A 16,888-nucleotide genomic window follows, 5' to 3' on the forward strand; every position below is an offset into this window, starting at 1 on the left:
AGAAAAGCTAGCTTCGAAAGCATACGCTGTCCCCGGAATTTAACCCCTGTAGGGTTAATTCATCAAAAATTCTGGGGACAACAGCGATTGGAAGAATGATCCGTCCTGATGGCATTTTTCCAACAACCTGAACTTTACCCCTTCACCGACCCAGCCGTCACCTGAATAAACGACTTGTTCGCCACCACATACACCAGCAGCATCGGCAAAATCGACAAGCAGGCTCCGGCCATCATCAAATGGATCTGCATCGCTGCGGAGGAGCCGAAACGGAGATTCGCCAAACCGACGGTGAGCGTCTGCAGCTCCGGGTTCGTCATCGTGAATACGAGCGGCAGGATGTATTCGTTCCAGGCATGCCGAAAGGCGAACAGGCCGGTCACACCCAGTCCCGGCGCCAGGAGCGGCAGCACGATCCGGAAGAACGTCCGGATGAACCCGGACCCATCCACCATAGCCGACTCATCCAGCTCGCGGGGGATCGCCTTGAAGAAGCCCAGCAGCATGAAGAAGGTTGAGGAATGGCCGCTAATCAGAATCAGGATGACGCCCCACAGCGTCGTATTCAGGTTGAGCGCGACCATCAGATCGAATTGCGGGCGCAGCACGATGGCGCCGACGGAAATAAACATCATCGATGCTTGTATGGTCACATACAGGGATTTGCCGGGAAACTGACGCCGATCCACCACATAAGCGGCCATGGCCGCAACCAGCAATGTGCCTGCGGTCACCATTACGCTGACAAAGGTGCTGTTCCAGGTATAACGGGCAAAATTGGCCTGCTTCCACGCTTCCGCATAGTTCACGAATTGCAGCTTGCTCGGCAGCAAGGTACCGCCCGTCATCATCTCGGCGCCGGTCTTGAGCGAGCCGGCCAAGGTCATCAATAAAGGAAATATAGTCAATAGCGCCGTCACCACTAAAAACAGCCACATGATGGTGAGGCTTGCCACTTTGCCTGAGCGGCTGGAGAGCGGACGGGCGGCAGGCTTGCGCGGCCTGCCCGGCTCCGGGGATAATACCTGATCGTTCATCTTCTAACCTCCTGCATCACTTCGTGATCAACAGCGTACTTTTTGAACCTCCCCTAATAAACCTTATTCATTTTGCGGCTTAGTAAGAAATACAGACCCGTAATCGCCCCCACAATGATGGCCGTAGCGAAACCTACAGCGCTGCCGTAACCAAACTGTTGTACGACAGGAGAACCTGTAGATACCGGGAACAACAATTTGTACAGATACAGATACATGACCTCGGTTTTGCCGATCGGTCCGCCTTCCGTGATCAGCATGATGCTCTCATAACCTTTCAGAGATGCGATAATCGCCAGCATAATGACCAGTTGGGCCACTGGGGCCAGCATCGGCAGCGTAATGCTCCAGAACCGCCTTCCGGCATTAGCCCCGTCTATGGAAGCACTCTCGTAAAGATCCTTCGGAATACCCTGCAGTCCAGCAAGGAACAGCAGCATATAGTTGCCGACCGCGCCCCATACGGCCACAAGAATGACAGTCAGCATCGCAAGGTTTGGTCCAAGCCATTCGATCGGCTCCGAGATCAGGCGAAGCTTCATTAATACGGTGTTCACCATGCCGTTGTACGAATTGAAAATCGTGTAGAAGACTACGGATATGACTGCGGTACTGATAATCGTCGGCATAAAATAAATCCCGCGCAGCAGATTGCTGCCCCTCAGCTTGCCGTTCAGAATCACCGCGAGCAGCATGGACACAGGCAGCGTCAGCACCAGCTTGCCGCCAGCATAGATAAAGGTATTTCCCACCGATTCCCAGAAGAGCGCATCGCGCATCAGCCGCTGGAAGTTGTCCAGGCCAATGAACAACGGTTCGCCGTATCCGGCATAGTCGTAGAACATATAACGCAGCATCCAGATCAATGGATAGATGCCCAGGGCTGCCGTTAATATAATGCTTGGGGACAGAAACAGCGTGTTCTCTCCCAATCGTCTCCATTTGTAACCCATGCGTCCTTCCTCCCCGGAATTAGATGAAAAGAAAGGGGCAGCCGCCAATCCTGCCTGCGGCAACCCCGATCTTGCCTGCTAATTACCTTGCGGTTTGGCTGGATCAAAACCCGGGTTTGGCGTAACCGCAACCTCGCCTTTTTCCACAGCCTTGGCCAGCGCATCGTTGTATCTTTTATTCAAGTCCTCTGTAATGGCCTGCAGATCTCCGCCGGCCAGGATATATTTGTAGAATGCGTCGGCATAGCCTGCGCCTTCCGGCGTGACGGTCGGCGAGACGGGCCAGAGCGAGTCGTGTTCTCCCACCAGGAACCCTTCCATTCCGTTAACCTCCGGGTTTTGAGCCTGCTCCACAATACTAGGCACGATCGCGATACCGAAGCCTTTTTCATGGTAGGTCTTCAAGATGTCGTCGCCGTACATATACTGCATAAACTTCCAAGCCGCTTCTTTGTTAGCCGATTGCTGGCTGATGCCCAGCCAGGTTCCGGCAGACACAATCTCGGAGGTTCCTTTGATCTGGCCGTCGATCGTCGGGGCCAGCGCCCCGCCCCAGTTGATCTCTGTCGGGAACTGATCCTGATAGACGCCCGGCTCGGTCGAGAAGGAGAGATACATGCCGATCTTGCCTGCGGCGAACTGGGCGCGCAGCGGGTCGATGTCGAGGGCCTCCGCGCCAGGCATCACACTGCCGTCTTCATGCATTTGCTTGAAGTACTCGATGACCTGCGAATAAGGCGCGAAGTCGAATTGGCCTGTTTTCAGATCAAAGCCAAGTCCCTGATGGCCGCTGAGCGATAGAATTTCCCGGATCGAGCGGTCAAAGGCCGACTTCGGCGATTTGAAGTTTAGCGCGAAGCCGTAGACGCCTTCCGATTTGCCCGCAGCCGTAATTTGCTTGGCGGCATCCACCATCTCTTGCAGCGAAGCCGGCGGATTCTCGATTCCCGCTTTTTCAAACAGGTCCTTGTTGTAGACCAGACGCAAGGTGAGGCCAGTATTAGCGAGCGTGTACACCTTCCCGTCGAACCGGTTGACATTATCGATCAGCAGGCTGCCGAATTTCGAGGTTATCTCATCGGTCAGATACTCGTCGATCGGCGCCAGGTAACCTTTTTTGTAAAACTCGCCCACATTGCCGCTCTTCAGCCGCAATACATCCGGCGCTTGTTTGCTGGAGAAGGCGATGTCGACGCTTTGCGCGTAGTTCTCCGACATCACGGTCAGCTCCACCTGAATATTGTCTTCGTTCGTTTCATTAAATGCGTTGACCATTTCCTTAATGTATTCCTGATCATGACGATCGTCGGTCCAATATTTCAGTTGGACGGGCTTGCCCGACTCCACCGGTGGTGTCTGCGTTTCTGTCCCCGACTTTCCGTTCGTCGCACCACCATTGCCTGCTGCTCCGTTAGCGCCATTGTTGTTATCGTTGCCGCTGCTGCAGCCAGCGAGACCGACAGCCAGGATCAGGCTCAAGCCAAGCCCTGCCCATGTTTTCCGCATACCCTCTACCCCTTTAATTGATTGATTGTTTTGTGAGCTCGCTTTTATTATAGTGGCTCGGACTCCGAAAAGGAGTGCGGCAACTTCACTCTCCAGGGATAGAATTCTATGATTTGCTGGCGCTTAGATCTCCGGACGATCCCCGTGATAGCTCGCTCTGAACTCGGACGGCGTCTGTCCGGTGATTTTCTTGAACATCTCGCTGAAATATCTGCGCTCCTCATATCCGACGGCCGATGCGACCTCCTGCACCTGCGCTCCCTCCACCAGCAGCAGCTTGGCTTTGTGGATCCGTGCCGCGGTTATATGCTGGGTGACCGTCATCCCTGTCACCTGCTTGAACAGGCTGGAGAAGTAGCTGGCGCTCAGGTGCACATGAGCCGCGCATTCGCCCACGGTCATATCCTCAGCCAAGCGATGCTTGATATAGTCCATGGCTTTGTAGACTACCTTTTGACCTTCGGACAAGCTGCTCCGGCGCACCAGCTCGGCTCCCTCCGCGCATAAGGCGAGGAGATGACGCTGCAGGGCTGCAAGCGGCAGTCCCGCCGTGAGCTGCGCCTCCCTGAACCGCTGGATTAGCGGCTGGATATCCGGATAAGGAGCGATCTCGTAAAAGGTCCGGATCGCGGAAGCAGCTAACTCCTCATACAGGCTGAGCAGATAATCCGGGCTTTGGCGGGAGACCAGCTTGTGCACCTCCTCCGCGATGACAGACAGCATATGCACAGTACGTTCGGTATTCCCCGCACGAAGCGCCATGAGCAGCTCGTCCTTGTACTCCAACGCCAACGGTTCCTGGCTGACCGTCGGGTATACATCTGCATACCGGATAGCCGCATTGCCTTCGGTAAACAGATGATGAGAGAGCGCACGCTGGGCCTGGCGGTAGGAATCCGGCAGCTCGCTGAGCTCGGCGACGCTGCCGCCGACGCCGACGGAGACCGTGAACTTGGTATAGCGTTCGATATTGCGGCAGCACTCCTCAGCGATCTCGATGGGGCGGGAGGAGCCGGTGTCATTGAGGATCGCCAGGTACTGGTCATGGAGCGCGCGGAACACGACGCTTGGCGCATGAGTAGCCAATGTCTCCTGGACAATATTAAGCAGCGAGAACCGGGTCAGCTCCATCTCCCGGACGGATTGCTCGGACGCCTGCTCGCGAAAACGATCGATGTCGATCAGCATCACGACGAAGTGCCGCGGCTGCAGCCCGATCTCCAGGAAAGCCCAGCGCTCCTTGGCCTCTTCCCAGGTGGTGCGGTGGCTGACGAGCTGCGCACAATATTCCTGACGCAGCGCTGGCATGCTCTCCCGCAGCTTGGTCTCCATCTTCCTCCTGTCCATAAGCCTCGATCGCTCTTCCATCACGGCGGCTTTGGCTCGCAGCACCGCGTCCATCAGCTCCTCTTCCGAGAACGGCTTGACCACAAAATCAAAGGCGCCCAGCTGTACCGCCTGCTGGGCGTATTCAAAGTCGGCATAGCCGCTGATCAAGATGACTTTGCAGCTGCGGTGCTCTTGCAGCACGGCGCGAAGCATACGCAATCCATCCATCTTGGGCATTCGTATATCGGTGATGACCAGATCCGGCAGCAGCCGGGTGATCAACTCCAATCCTTCTTCCCCATTGCTGGATGACCCTACTACCTGGATGCCCTCTTCTTCCCAGTTCATCGCAGTCAGTCCGTCCACAACGCTTCGGATGTCGTCGATAATACAGAGACGGATCGCCTCAGGCTGACTCATGCGCAACCTCCCCTTTCACAGGCAAAGCAATCGTAATGGTCGTTCCCCTCGTCGGCGCACTGTCCACGCGCAACTCTGCCGAACCCCCGTAATACAGCTGGAGCCGCCGGATCAGGTTGGAGACCGCATAGCCCTTCTTCGATTCCGACAACAGCATCGCCTCCAGCTGCTCCTCATCCATCCCGTGTCCGTTATCGCGCACGATGAGCGTCCACCGCTCTTCGTCGCCGTCAATCTCGATGTCGATTCGCCCGCCGCTCTTCATGTCCCGGAACCCGTGCAGGATGCTGTTCTCCGTCAGCGGCTGCAACAGGATGCGCGGAAGCCGCAGCCCGCTCAGCTCGGGCCGGCGCATATGAATCTCGTAGGTGAACAACCCTTCATAGCAGCTTAACTGCAGCTCCAGATATTGACGCACATGCTCCAGCTCCTTGGCCACGGTTGTCATTTCCCGGCCATTGTTCAGCCCGAGCTGGAACAGACGGGAGAGCGAGAGCACCATCTGCTGCGAAGGCTCGATCTGCTTTAGCTTTAGCTTCCAGTAGATCGTATTGAGGGTGTTGTACAGGAAATGCGGATCCATCTGCGCCGACAGCGCCTTGATCTCGGCCGTCCGCTTGTGCGTCTCCGCTTCCGTCACCTCATCGATCAATCGGACGATTTGCTCCAGCATCCGGTTAAAGCGGAAGCCCACCTGCCCCAGCTCATCGCTGCTCCTGCTTTCAAAACGGGCAGTCAGATCGTTGGTTTCGACCCGTTTCATCACCTTGAGCAGCCCTTGCAGCGGCTTCAGCAAATAACGCGCAAAAGCGCCTGAGATGAGCAGGGTTACCGTAAAGACCACGGCAGCTACGGCGACAATGAGCCATTTGACATACGCCAGATCCTTCAGCACAACCGAGCGGGGCCTGATGGTCGTCATGATCCAATCCGCGATGTCCAGTCGAGCATAATTCAGCAGGTAGGTCTCGCCATCCAGGACGAACGGTTGACTGCCCTCCGGCCGGTTCATCTGGCGCCCTAAATGGCCTGCGTCCACCGCTTGGCGGACTAGCGGCTCTCTGGCAGGATAGACCGTCTCGCCCGCCGTATTAAGCAAAAAACTGGTCGCTTCCTCTCCGGCGTCACCCTGCACCAGCTTGCGGAAGCCTTCTTCACGAATGTTCACGATAATATATACGCCGCTCACTGGGGTGTCAAAGATCGGCTGAAGGATGAGCGATATGACCCTTTCATTGCCGGAGAACAGCATATCCTCATGCCCCTCCACCCACTGGTTCCTGTTCTCTTGCTCGATACGCGCGTACAAGAAGGTATCCTCGAATGCATTCGCCCGGTTGCGGTTCATGGACGAAGGATAAAACTCGCCAATCGGCGTATACACATAAATCGAATGAATGAGCGGCTCCGCAATACGGGCCTGCGAGAAAACGTTATCAAGATCGCTTAAACGGGTGTAATACCTGCTCGAATCCTCGAAGACCACATCCTTGAGCATGTCGGAGAACGGCTGGCTGATCATCAAGGTCATCATAATGAGCATCAGCTTGTTCAGCTTCTCATCCACAATCTGCGCCGACCTGGTCACCGTATCCTGCGTGAGCTTGAGCGCATTTTTCTCCAGAGTGGCGGCGGAGATATAGTAGGACAATCCTCCGGTCATCAGGACAGAAATGACGATGACGGCCAGAAATGCAATTTTGAGCTTGTTGCGCAGCGATTGCCTGCCGAGGTAATCCAAGCTGACCACACCTTCCACGTTTCGCTTCTCTAGTAATTATGACACCCCGGCCGCTGCTTCGACAATTCGTTTTATTATAATCTACAATCAGGTAAAAAAAGAATGCGGTACGCTCACTGTATAGGGATACATTTTAACGATCAATCCTCTGCCTGTGACGCACCTTGCAATTTTATCCCTCGAAAGTGAAATCACCCCACTCCTCTCTTTCGGGACAAGACTTATAATGAACCAAATACGCCCTGAGAGGAGGCAAGGCAGTTAAACGAACTGTTTCCCATTATTGATAGCGCTTGCATCAAAGTGGCTGAACAGTGCATGAAGCAAGATTTTTGATTTTGTGGAGGGATGCATGCTTATGCGAAAGGTTATGAGTCTTCTATTAGCCATTGCAGTTATGTTCACAGGCTTGATGTCGCAGCCTGCTAGTGCAGACGAGATTTATGAATACGACTATGTATCTTCAACGGATGTCGATGATGAGGATCGTGATGCATCTTTGCTTGAGACGACGGATGAGGCGGCTATTATTCAAAACTACCCGATGCCCTCAATCTATACCCCATCAAGCGCCTACTCCGTAAGAGCAGGTAATGAGGCGGTCCCTGTCATTCAATACAAGCCCGAATATGACTACGCCCAGTTTTCCTTTGCTGGCACAGTCACCATTGAGATCACTGCAAACGAACCGATCACCTCGTATTCCATCAGTCCGCTGGCCAAGAATATTGAGGGGACGGTCGATGGAAACAAGCTGACGTTTACACTTTCTACCTCCACCTATGTCATTGTTGATATCAATGAGGACCCCAATGAAAAGGTAGATGAGAGCGACCCGGCAAAAATAAGAAAACGACTCGTCATCGCGGCCGATCCGCTTGAAACGGACATTCCAGACCGCTCGGATCCCGGAGTTTACGATGTAACCGCCGAGCCGTACAATGCCGACAACACAGGAGCAACCATCACATCGGCTGCGATCCAGCAGGCGATTGACGACGCTCATCAAGCTGGTGGAGGTACGGTGTTGATTCCAGCCGGTGTCTACACCTCCAGCAATCTTACCTTGAAAAGCAATGTCGACTTCTACCTGGCTGGCGGCGCCGTCATTGTCGGAACAGGCAGAGGCGAGGATTACCGGAATGACTTCCGCAAGGATTCCCTCTCGCGAGATGGAACCTACTTCATCCGAACGGAAGTAGACTCCGAGAATATCACGATGCGGGGACGCGGAACGATTGATGGCAAAGGGCTGGAAATGCGAAATCACAAGATGACCAATGCCCCTTCCACGCATAAGGAAGGAGAAGGCTTTATCAACAACTTGCTGGTACCGATAGCAACTAGCAACTTTACATTTGACGGGCTGATCTTGAGAGACGGCGGCTTCTGGGCATTTATGGTGGTTCGTTCCGACAACGTAACGATTACCAACTATAAGGTGTTTCAGGATTTGCGCGTGCTTGAGAACGACGGCATCGATATTAACGAAAGTCAGAACGTGCTGGTCAAGCATGCCATCGCCATCTCGGACGACGACACCTACTCCACCAAAACCTGGCCGCAAATGGGTATGTCCAAGGACTGGCCCGGCGAGATCGAGCACCTGTCCAATGTGGTCTTTGATGATTGTCTCGCTTGGACCCGTACTGCAGCTTTCAAGCTTGGCATGGGCATATGCACGCCACAGATCGACGTAACCATCCGGAATTCTTATGTGTATCAAAGCGCCAGGGCGCTGCTTATCGATCATGCGTTTACAAGCAATCCGCTCCCTGAGGAAGGCTATGCCCAAAATGTCACATTCGAGAACATTGATATTGAACGGGTTGGCATAAACCAATTCGGCAATTATTGGTTCAGAGTGTCTACCAGCACATCCGGAGATGTAAGCAATGTCCTGTTCAAAAATATTAATGTCCGCCAAACGGGAGGAACCTCACAGATTCAAGGAAATCCAACCCGAGGCGGTATGATCGACGGCTTGACGTTTACGGATGTTTATGTGAAGGGCGTGCTTGCCAAAAGCTTGAGCGACCTAAAAGCATCCGTGAGAAATGAGAATGTAAATGGCGTTGTCTTCGCCAACACAGTTACGCCTATCTTTAGCGATGATTTTGAAGAAGGAACGCTGGATAACTGGGTCGTCCGGCCCGAGGATCGTTGGACCATTCAGGATGAGGGAGGAAATGTGCTCTCCAGCGGCACTCGCACCAGCACCTCGTTGCTGATCGCCAATGAAGGGGCCTCCTGGACGGATTACGTATTTGAGGCGCGAACGCATCCTCACCTGGCAAACGGCCAAGAGAATGCAGGCCTGATCTTCCGGGTGACCGATGCAGACAATTACTACATGTATCGCATCAATGCTGCCGCCAAAAGGCTGGAGCTGTTCAAAGCCATCAACGGAACATTGACTCGTATACAGGAAGCCGATACGGCTTTTACGCCCGGCAAGCAATGGTATGCGATAAAAGTGGTGGTGCAAGGCAATAAAATCGAGGCTTATGTGGACGGCCAGTTGATGACCAGTTGGACGAATCCCGAGGAAGAACTATTAGCTGGAGGCGTAGGATTCCGAACCACGTCGGCAAATGTTAAGTTTGACGATGTGGTCGTTTCCGCAATCAATCAGGCGCCAACCGATATTACGCTCTCTAATCACCTCATCGCGGAAAATACATCGGAGGGCAGCGTAGTTGGCGTCTTCACTACAGAAGACCCGGATGAACAGGATACATTCGCCTATACGCTTGTGTCAGGGGAAGGCGATAACGACAATCGCAGCTTCTCCATAGCCGTACTTGGAGACACGCTAATTCTCCGTACCGCGTTGGATTACGAAACGAAAGACAGCTACAGTATCCGGGTGAGGAGCACCGATTCAGGTGGCCTTTACTATGAGAAGGTCTTCCCAATCCAGATCTTGGAGGCCAACCCTTCCTCCTTCGAACCCGATCCAGACCAGGTGTTGTTCAGCGAGTACTTTGAAAACGACGGTATCGAAGGCTGGACCGCAAGCGGAGGTACCTGGCGCGTCGTAACCGAAGATGAAGCGAGGGTTCTGGTGCAACGGGCGAATACGTCGGCCCTGCTGATTGCAAATGATTCGTGGTCAGATTATTCTTATGAAGCCGATGTCAGAGTTCCGATCTCCAATTCCAATGCAGGCCTTGTTTTCAGAGTACAGGATAACGGCAATTTCTATATGTTCCGAATTAACGCATCGAACAAGAAGCTGGAGTTATTCAAATCCGTTGAGGGAACCATGACGATGGTATCCAGCACGGCCTTCTCGCCTGTAACGAAGCAATGGTATAGATTGCAAGTGATGGTATACGGCAATACGATGAAGGGTTATGTAGACGGAGAATTACAATTGGAATGGACCAATCCTGCAACTGAATTGACAGCCGGCACGATCGGCTTGAGAACGACATCCGTCGATGCGGCCTTCCGCAATCTTGTCGTAACGGGTCTCAAGCAGACGCAATCGGAGGTGCCGACCAAGGCGGATGCGTCCAATAACACGATTACGCTCGACCGCAGCAGCGTAACGGCTGGGGATACGGTTAGGATAACGGCGGCAGGCGACAGACAGCATGAAGTCGGAACTCTGCCGGGCGAGGAGCGTTATTATCCCGTGGAGTGGAGCTCCACAGAGTCTGAAAAGTATGGGGTATTTACGCTGAGCGACCAGGTGTACTCGTCCAGCTATACGCCCTCAACGGCAGGGCAACACCTCATCGAAGTGACATTTCAGAAACAGAGCTGGAATGGCACCGACTGGATCGACATGACAACCGATCCGAAGACGATCGCCTTGACAGTCAACGCCAGAACCGATGGCGGTGGCGGAGCGACATGGCAGCCGCCGGTCGATAATGGCGGGGAAACATCTCCGCCAAAGGACAACGAGAATGGGGAAACGCCGCAAACCGGCCTCGGTACGGAGACCACTACCCAGGATAACGGCTATAGCGTCACAACCCTTGTCATCGATCCCGCCCTCCTGGAGCAGAAGATCGCCAAGGAAAGCAACGGCGCAACAATCACCATTCCGGTTGAGACGCTCTCGGACAAGATCGTCGTGGAATGGACGGGACAGATGGTGAAGGACTTGGCAACCAAGGGGTTGTTGCTGCAGATCAAAACGGACAAAGCAACGTATACCCTGCCTGCAGCGAATATCAATATGGATGCCTTGGCACAGCAACTGGGTAGACAGACCGCATTGCAGGCCATCAAGCTCCAGTTCACGATAGCAGCGGCTGCGGCGGATACAGTCAAACAGGTGCAGGACGCTGCGGAGCGGCAAGGCTATCAGGTTGTTGCACAGCCTATAGCGTTCAAGATTATCGCCAGCACCAGCGCCAGTAACGATACGGAGATTACGACATTCGACGGGTATGTGCAAAGAACCCTTGCGCTTTCCGAGGAAATCGATTCTGGCAGCACCATAACCGGCGTTGTCCTCCATGCTGACGGCTCCTTCTCTCATGTGCCCACCAAAGCGATACTAGTGGACGGTAAGCCTCATGCGGACATCGCAAGCTTGACCAATAGCGTCTACGCAGTGGTTGCCGGTTCCAGGACCTTTGCGGACATCGATACCCATTGGGCTAAGGAAGCGATCAACGACTTGGGCTCCCGACTCATCCTTGACGGCAGCGGAGAAGACAAGTTTGAGCCAGGGCGGGCGATTACCCGCGCAGAGTTCGCCGCGATTATGACCAGAGGACTTGGACTTGTGCAATCGGGTGCCGGGAGTAACATTTTTAATGATGTAACCACAGATCACTGGTATTACGATGTCGTTGCGACTGCCCATAAGTACGGGATGATTAACGGATTCGAGGACGGATCCTTCAGGCCCGCGGAGCACATTACCCGTGAGCAGGCGATGACGATGATCGCAAGAGCGATGCGAATAACCGGCTTGAGCGTCGAGCTGAGCGGGGATGCAGCTGGAGAGTTGCAGTCGAAGTTTGCAGATGCGGGCGATGTGGCCGACTATGCCTTGCACAGTATGGCGTCCGGCTTGCAGGCAGGGATCATCCAGGGACGTGACGGCAACATATTAGCGCCAAAAGGCAATATGACCCGTGCGGAGGTAGCTGTCATTGTAACTAGGCTGTTGCAGCAATCGGGTTTGATCTAAGCTTCAGCTGAATCGAAAAGGGCCACCTCTAGAGGTTTCTAGAGGTGGCCCTGACTTCTATAGCGCAGCATAGAGCGACGTTATTTTTCCTTGCGATAACGGGAGTTTTCGACCCTTTCCTGCAATTGTGCCAAATACAGTTCTTCGTCCATGGGCAGGTCCACCCAATTATCGAGCCAGGTAGACAGCAGCATAGCATTGGCTAACATCAGCCCTTTAATGCCCTCCTCGCCCGGAGCGATCAGCTCCTCGCCATGCAAGATTGCGTTGGTCCAATTGCGCATAATGCCTTGATGGTTCTCATTCTTCCCAATAATCGGAACCTCGCATCTCCAACACTCCGGCTGACCGAAGCCGCCCTTATAAGTTGCATTGAATTCGGTCTCGGATACGCGCAAGCGCCAGAACGTCAGCTTGTCATCCTCAATGACAACTTTGCCTCGATCGCCAATGATTTCGAGTCGGTTGGTGCCGGGCGTCTCGCCCGTTGTCGTCACGAATACGCCGGTCGCCCCATTCTCATATTCAACAAAAGCCGTGACATCGTCTTCCACTTCAATGTCGCGATATTTGCCGAAGTAACAGAACGCGCGAACGCGCCTCGGCATCATGCCGATCATCCATTGCCACAAATCGAGCTGATGCGGGTCCTGATTGAGCAGTACGCCGCCGCCCTCGCCTGCCCAAGTCGCTCGCCATGTGCCGGAGTCATAATAGCTTTGGGAACGATACCAGGTCGTAATAATCCAGTTGGTCCGCCGAATCTCGCCGAGCTCTCCGCTGTCCACCAGCTCTTTGAGCTTGCGGTAGAGCGGATTGGTACGCTGATTGTACATCATGCTGAACGTGAGGCCGGTTGCGGTAAATGCTTCATTCATCTCGCGAACTTGCTTCGTATAGACGCCGGCAGGCTTCTCGAGCAGGACATGCAAGCCGCGCTGGAAGCAAGCGATGGCCAGCTCCGGGTGCGAATAATGCGGCGTTGTGATCAATACGCCGTCGATCTTTCCGGAGTCCAGCATCTCATAAGGATCGGTGTAGATATTAACCCCTTCGCCAGCGTGATCGTGTGCCCATTGCCGCCCGGCCTCCGCGATGTCGCTCACTGCGGTCAGCTTCAAGCCAGGAATCTCTCCTTTTACGATGTAACGGATATGTCCTTTGCCCATATTGCCCAGTCCAATTACGCCCAAACGTACGACTTCCATGTTCGGTTAGCTCCTTCTTGTCTTTAGTTGGCAAGGTTGATTCACAAACCAAAAGCTGTCCCGCAGAGCCGAATCGCGGCTTCGGGACAGCCCCTTATACTCGTGTCTGATGCTAGTTAGGAGTACGCACCACCGCGTTATCAAAGGATACGTTCACCGAGGTGGTCCGGAATCCGATCTTGCCGGTTGTCAATTCCGCTACGGGATTGGTCCACTCCGTCTTCAAGCCTCCGTTGACATAAGCTTTGATGGTGTTGCCCTGCACATATGCCTTCAGCTCGTACCACTGATTGGCCTGCGTCGTAAAAGGCGTGCTCGATACAAGCGTCAGAGCCCCGTTCACCGATTTGTACAGCTCCAGCCGTTGCGCGGAGCCATTCAACCGATACATATAATAATTGTCGGCATCCTGGACCCGGAACAGAATTCCTGCATTGGCATTGACGATCGACAGCTTTGCTTGGGCCTGGTACGTATAATTCGTCCATGCACTGCCGGCGGTGATGAAGCCCGTCGTCGAAGCGGTCTGAGCCAACACCTGGGTCCCGTCGGTCTTCACGCTCCAGGAGCCGGATGCAGGCGTCCACCCGTTCATCGTCCCACCCTCAAAATCAGCGCTGAAGGCCGTAACCGTATGATTGGATGGCGGGACCGGTTCGCTCACATCCGTTATCTGGATCGTGAAGGTTTTGTCAACATACAGTCCGCCCGAATCCATGCTCCTCACCCGGATGCTATAGCTGTTCTTTGTTTCGTAATCCGGTGTAACTGCGAGGTACAAGCGGTTCTCGGAGATCGTAAAGCTGTTGTTGTCGCTGCTCCCCGCTCCGGCAATGAGCTGGTACGAGAACGTCTCGCCAGCATCGGGATCAATGGTCGCGAAGGCTCCGACCATGCCCCCTGACGTCGTGTTCTCGGCCACGGCTTGATGGGAGAGCGAAACATCCGTCGGCGCAAGGTTGATCGGAGCAACCACAGCGTCATCGAAATGAACGCCCGCCGAGGTCGTTCGGAAGCCGATGCCTCCCGAAGTTAATTGTGTCGTCGGGTTGGTCCATTGCAGCTTTAATTGCCCATCGACGTATCCGGTAATCGTATTGCCTTGCACCATCGCTTTGAGGGTGTACCATTGCTTCTCCTGCGCTGCAAACGGCACGCTTGTGGCCAGCGTCAGCTGCCCCTGGATGGCTTTGTACAGCTCCAGCATCTGGGTGGCGGCATTGATGCGATACAGGTAATAATTGCTGGCATCCTGGACCCGAAAGACAATTCCGGCATTAGCGTTGGTATAAGCCACTCTCGCTCCCGCTTCATAGGTGTAGTCCGTCCATGCACCTCCGCTGCCCGCAGTGATCATCGAGGTCGTGGTCTGACTGCCGCTCGACAACACCTTGTTATCGCCTGCCGTCGGCACGCTCCAATTGCCAGCTACCGTCGTCCACCCTGCGAGATCGCCGTCCTCGAAGTTGTCTTCGAATAGTCTTGGCTTGGAATTGGCAAAGCGGATCCCCTCGACATTCGCATTGGCGACGTTAATTTTCAGGTCGCTTAAGGTCGTTGCAAGCTTGCCTTTGACGTAGATGTCCGAGAACGTCACGTCCTTGACCTTTCCGCCCCGGGTCACATTGCCGGACAGAAGGGACTGCTGGCCTCCAAGCTGGCGGATATTGATGTTTTTGACGACGACATTGCTTACATCTCCGGATGTGCTGGTAGACACCCTGAACCAATAATTGCCGAACTGGTTAATCTCTACGCGTTCGATATCGATATTTTCGAAGGTAATGTTATGTGCGTACCCTTCCTCTGGAAGTGTATTCATCGTATAGCCGTGATCCACCAGCAGCGCTCTGGCGCTTTGATACACATACGAATTGCGGATCGTCACCCCGATCTGCGGCTGGGCAACCCCCATGCCGATTTTGAAGGCTGCGCATCTGGTCCAGGCGAAGGCATCGTCGAAGACGACGTTCTCCAGATGCTCCAGTTGCCCGGGCCAGTCCTTTGACATCCCTGTCTGCAACCATGTTTTCGTCGAATACGTATCGTCGTCCGAGATGGCGATCGAATGCTGGACTAGCACGTTCTGGCTTTCGTTAATATCAATGACATCGTTTTCGATCTTGTACAGATCTTGAAAGCCTTTGAGGTTTTTGATGGTGACATTGTCCGAGCGCGCCACCATAAACGACCAGAACCCGGCATCCCGCAGGATCAGACCGTCGAAGTTAAAATTGGAGGTTGCCATTGGAACGAGTAGATTGTTGAGCAGCCCTTCGTTTTTGCTGGGCGCCGGCATCTTCCGCTCGCGCATCGCGATGCCTTTGCCGTCGATCGTGCCCCGTCCCCGAACCGTAATATTGCTGGAGTTCACGGCCGTCTGAATAAAATAGGTGCCGTCCGCATTTCGCGAATCCTTGCGGAAATCGATCCGGTAGTCTTCTCCCTTGCCCGTACCGACAAGCACCGCACCTCCTGCAAGGTAAAAGGTTACATTGCTCTTCAAGGTGAGGTTGCCGCTTTTGTAGACGCCTGCCGGGAGGTATACGATACCGCCGCCCGCTTGATTAGCAGCGTCGATCGCCTGCTGAATCGCGGTTGTCGCCATCGCCGCTCCCGTCTTGTCCGCATTGTACGGCGACTGGGTTACATTGTAGATTCCCGAGCCGGTGGCTGGGGGGATATTCGTCTCCAGCGGATCAGCTGCGATGACGAGCCGTTTTCTCGCGCCATTAATTTCTACGATGACATACGTAGAGGTAGAGAGCGAAAACGTCAGCTTATTCCCGTTTACCGTCCCCTGAATTTTTTTGGCCAAGGGGCTGATCGAATACGAAGTGATCGGCTCGCTGGCCGTCACTTCAAGACTGACTGTACCGTCAAACGAAAAATGAGCGTAATCATAGTCCGGCATGTAGCTAAGCACCGGGACCGATTGGTTATCCGCTTTCAGTGAAAACACGCTCGATGCGGTATAGATCGACGGCTTCGGATAATTTTGAAGCGTGGCCGGAGCGGCAGCGATCTGTGCATCAAGGGCTTGCTCTTCGGCATCCCCTTCGCCCGTTTCATCCTCTGCGTCTACTCCCTCCACTTGCTCTCCTGCGTCTGTCGGATCTGTCGGACCCGCCTCATCCTCATCCGTCTCGATGACTTCAACCGTCTCCTCGACCTCGCCTACCGAATCCTCTGAAGACGTCGCATTGGTATCTCCACCTTCGGTTGCATGAGCCGAATATGGCGCCCATACAGCCATGACCACCACAAGCACCACCAACAGATGAAAAGCTTTTCTTGTCATCGTAAGCATAATTACCTCCTCAATCGTTTTTTTCTGTGAAGGCATGCGCTGACAAGTTGAATTATAATCGCTCGCCCAAAAGAAAACAGTGGGGCAAGCCCACTGTTCAGGGATACAATTCAACTGTCCTGTCATAGCCCGCTGAAAACAGTAAGATTCATCAAGTGAAGAAGCAAGATCCATCATTCTCTTTGCGTCGGCAAACGGTTTATACTAGGGCGTGTCTGCATAC

General features: G+C 54.0%; 8 protein-coding genes. 1 reads left to right on the plus strand and 7 read right to left on the minus strand.

The genetic code is table 11. The features are described 5' to 3' along the window. Positions 1-134 precede the first annotated feature (134 nt). The 5 genes from PA598K_RS23765 to PA598K_RS23785 all read right to left on the minus strand — a co-directional run bounded on the left by PA598K_RS23765 (position 135) and on the right by PA598K_RS23785 (position 7,004). A complete protein-coding gene (locus PA598K_RS23765) occupies positions 135-1,037 on the minus strand; it encodes a carbohydrate ABC transporter permease (RefSeq protein WP_128659351.1) in 903 nt (300 codons plus the stop codon). A 53-nt stretch (positions 1,038-1,090) separates the two neighbouring features. Next, positions 1,091-1,990, minus strand: coding sequence for a carbohydrate ABC transporter permease (locus tag PA598K_RS23770; protein ID WP_128659352.1), 900 nt, complete (start codon positions 1,988-1,990; stop codon positions 1,091-1,093). Between the two features lie 78 nt (positions 1,991-2,068). Then, complete coding sequence (locus PA598K_RS23775) at positions 2,069-3,496, minus strand: ABC transporter substrate-binding protein (RefSeq protein WP_128659353.1); 1,428 nt, start codon at positions 3,494-3,496, stop codon at positions 2,069-2,071. A gap of 123 nt (positions 3,497-3,619) precedes the next feature. Further along, the gene (locus tag PA598K_RS23780) at positions 3,620-5,245 is read right to left on the minus strand and encodes a response regulator (RefSeq protein WP_128659354.1); all 1,626 of its coding nucleotides are present in this window, start codon (positions 5,243-5,245) and stop codon (positions 3,620-3,622) included. Beyond that, positions 5,232-7,004, minus strand: a complete 1,773-nt coding sequence (locus PA598K_RS23785) for a cache domain-containing sensor histidine kinase (RefSeq protein WP_260405569.1) — start codon at positions 7,002-7,004, stop codon at positions 5,232-5,234. The genes PA598K_RS23780 and PA598K_RS23785 overlap by 14 nt, the downstream gene beginning before the upstream one ends. Before the next feature lie 340 nt (positions 7,005-7,344). Here PA598K_RS23785 and PA598K_RS23790 point away from each other — a divergent pair, with 340 nt between their 5' ends. Then, on the plus strand, positions 7,345-12,147 hold the full coding sequence (locus PA598K_RS23790; RefSeq protein WP_260405570.1) for an S-layer homology domain-containing protein: 4,803 nt from the start codon (positions 7,345-7,347) through the stop codon (positions 12,145-12,147). An 80-nt stretch (positions 12,148-12,227) separates the two neighbouring features. Here the strand turns inward: PA598K_RS23790 and PA598K_RS23795 are convergent, their stop codons facing one another. After that, the gene (locus tag PA598K_RS23795; RefSeq protein WP_128659356.1) at positions 12,228-13,355 is read right to left on the minus strand and encodes a Gfo/Idh/MocA family protein; all 1,128 of its coding nucleotides are present in this window, start codon (positions 13,353-13,355) and stop codon (positions 12,228-12,230) included. A 112-nt stretch (positions 13,356-13,467) separates the two neighbouring features. Then, entirely contained in the window at positions 13,468-16,656 is a 3,189-nt protein-coding gene (locus PA598K_RS23800) for a family 16 glycoside hydrolase (RefSeq protein ID WP_260405571.1), read from the minus strand. Between the last annotated feature and the right edge of the window lie 232 nt (positions 16,657-16,888).

Source organism: Paenibacillus sp. 598K (assembly GCF_003851045.1).
Lineage (GTDB): Bacteria > Bacillota > Bacilli > Paenibacillales > Paenibacillaceae > Paenibacillus_D.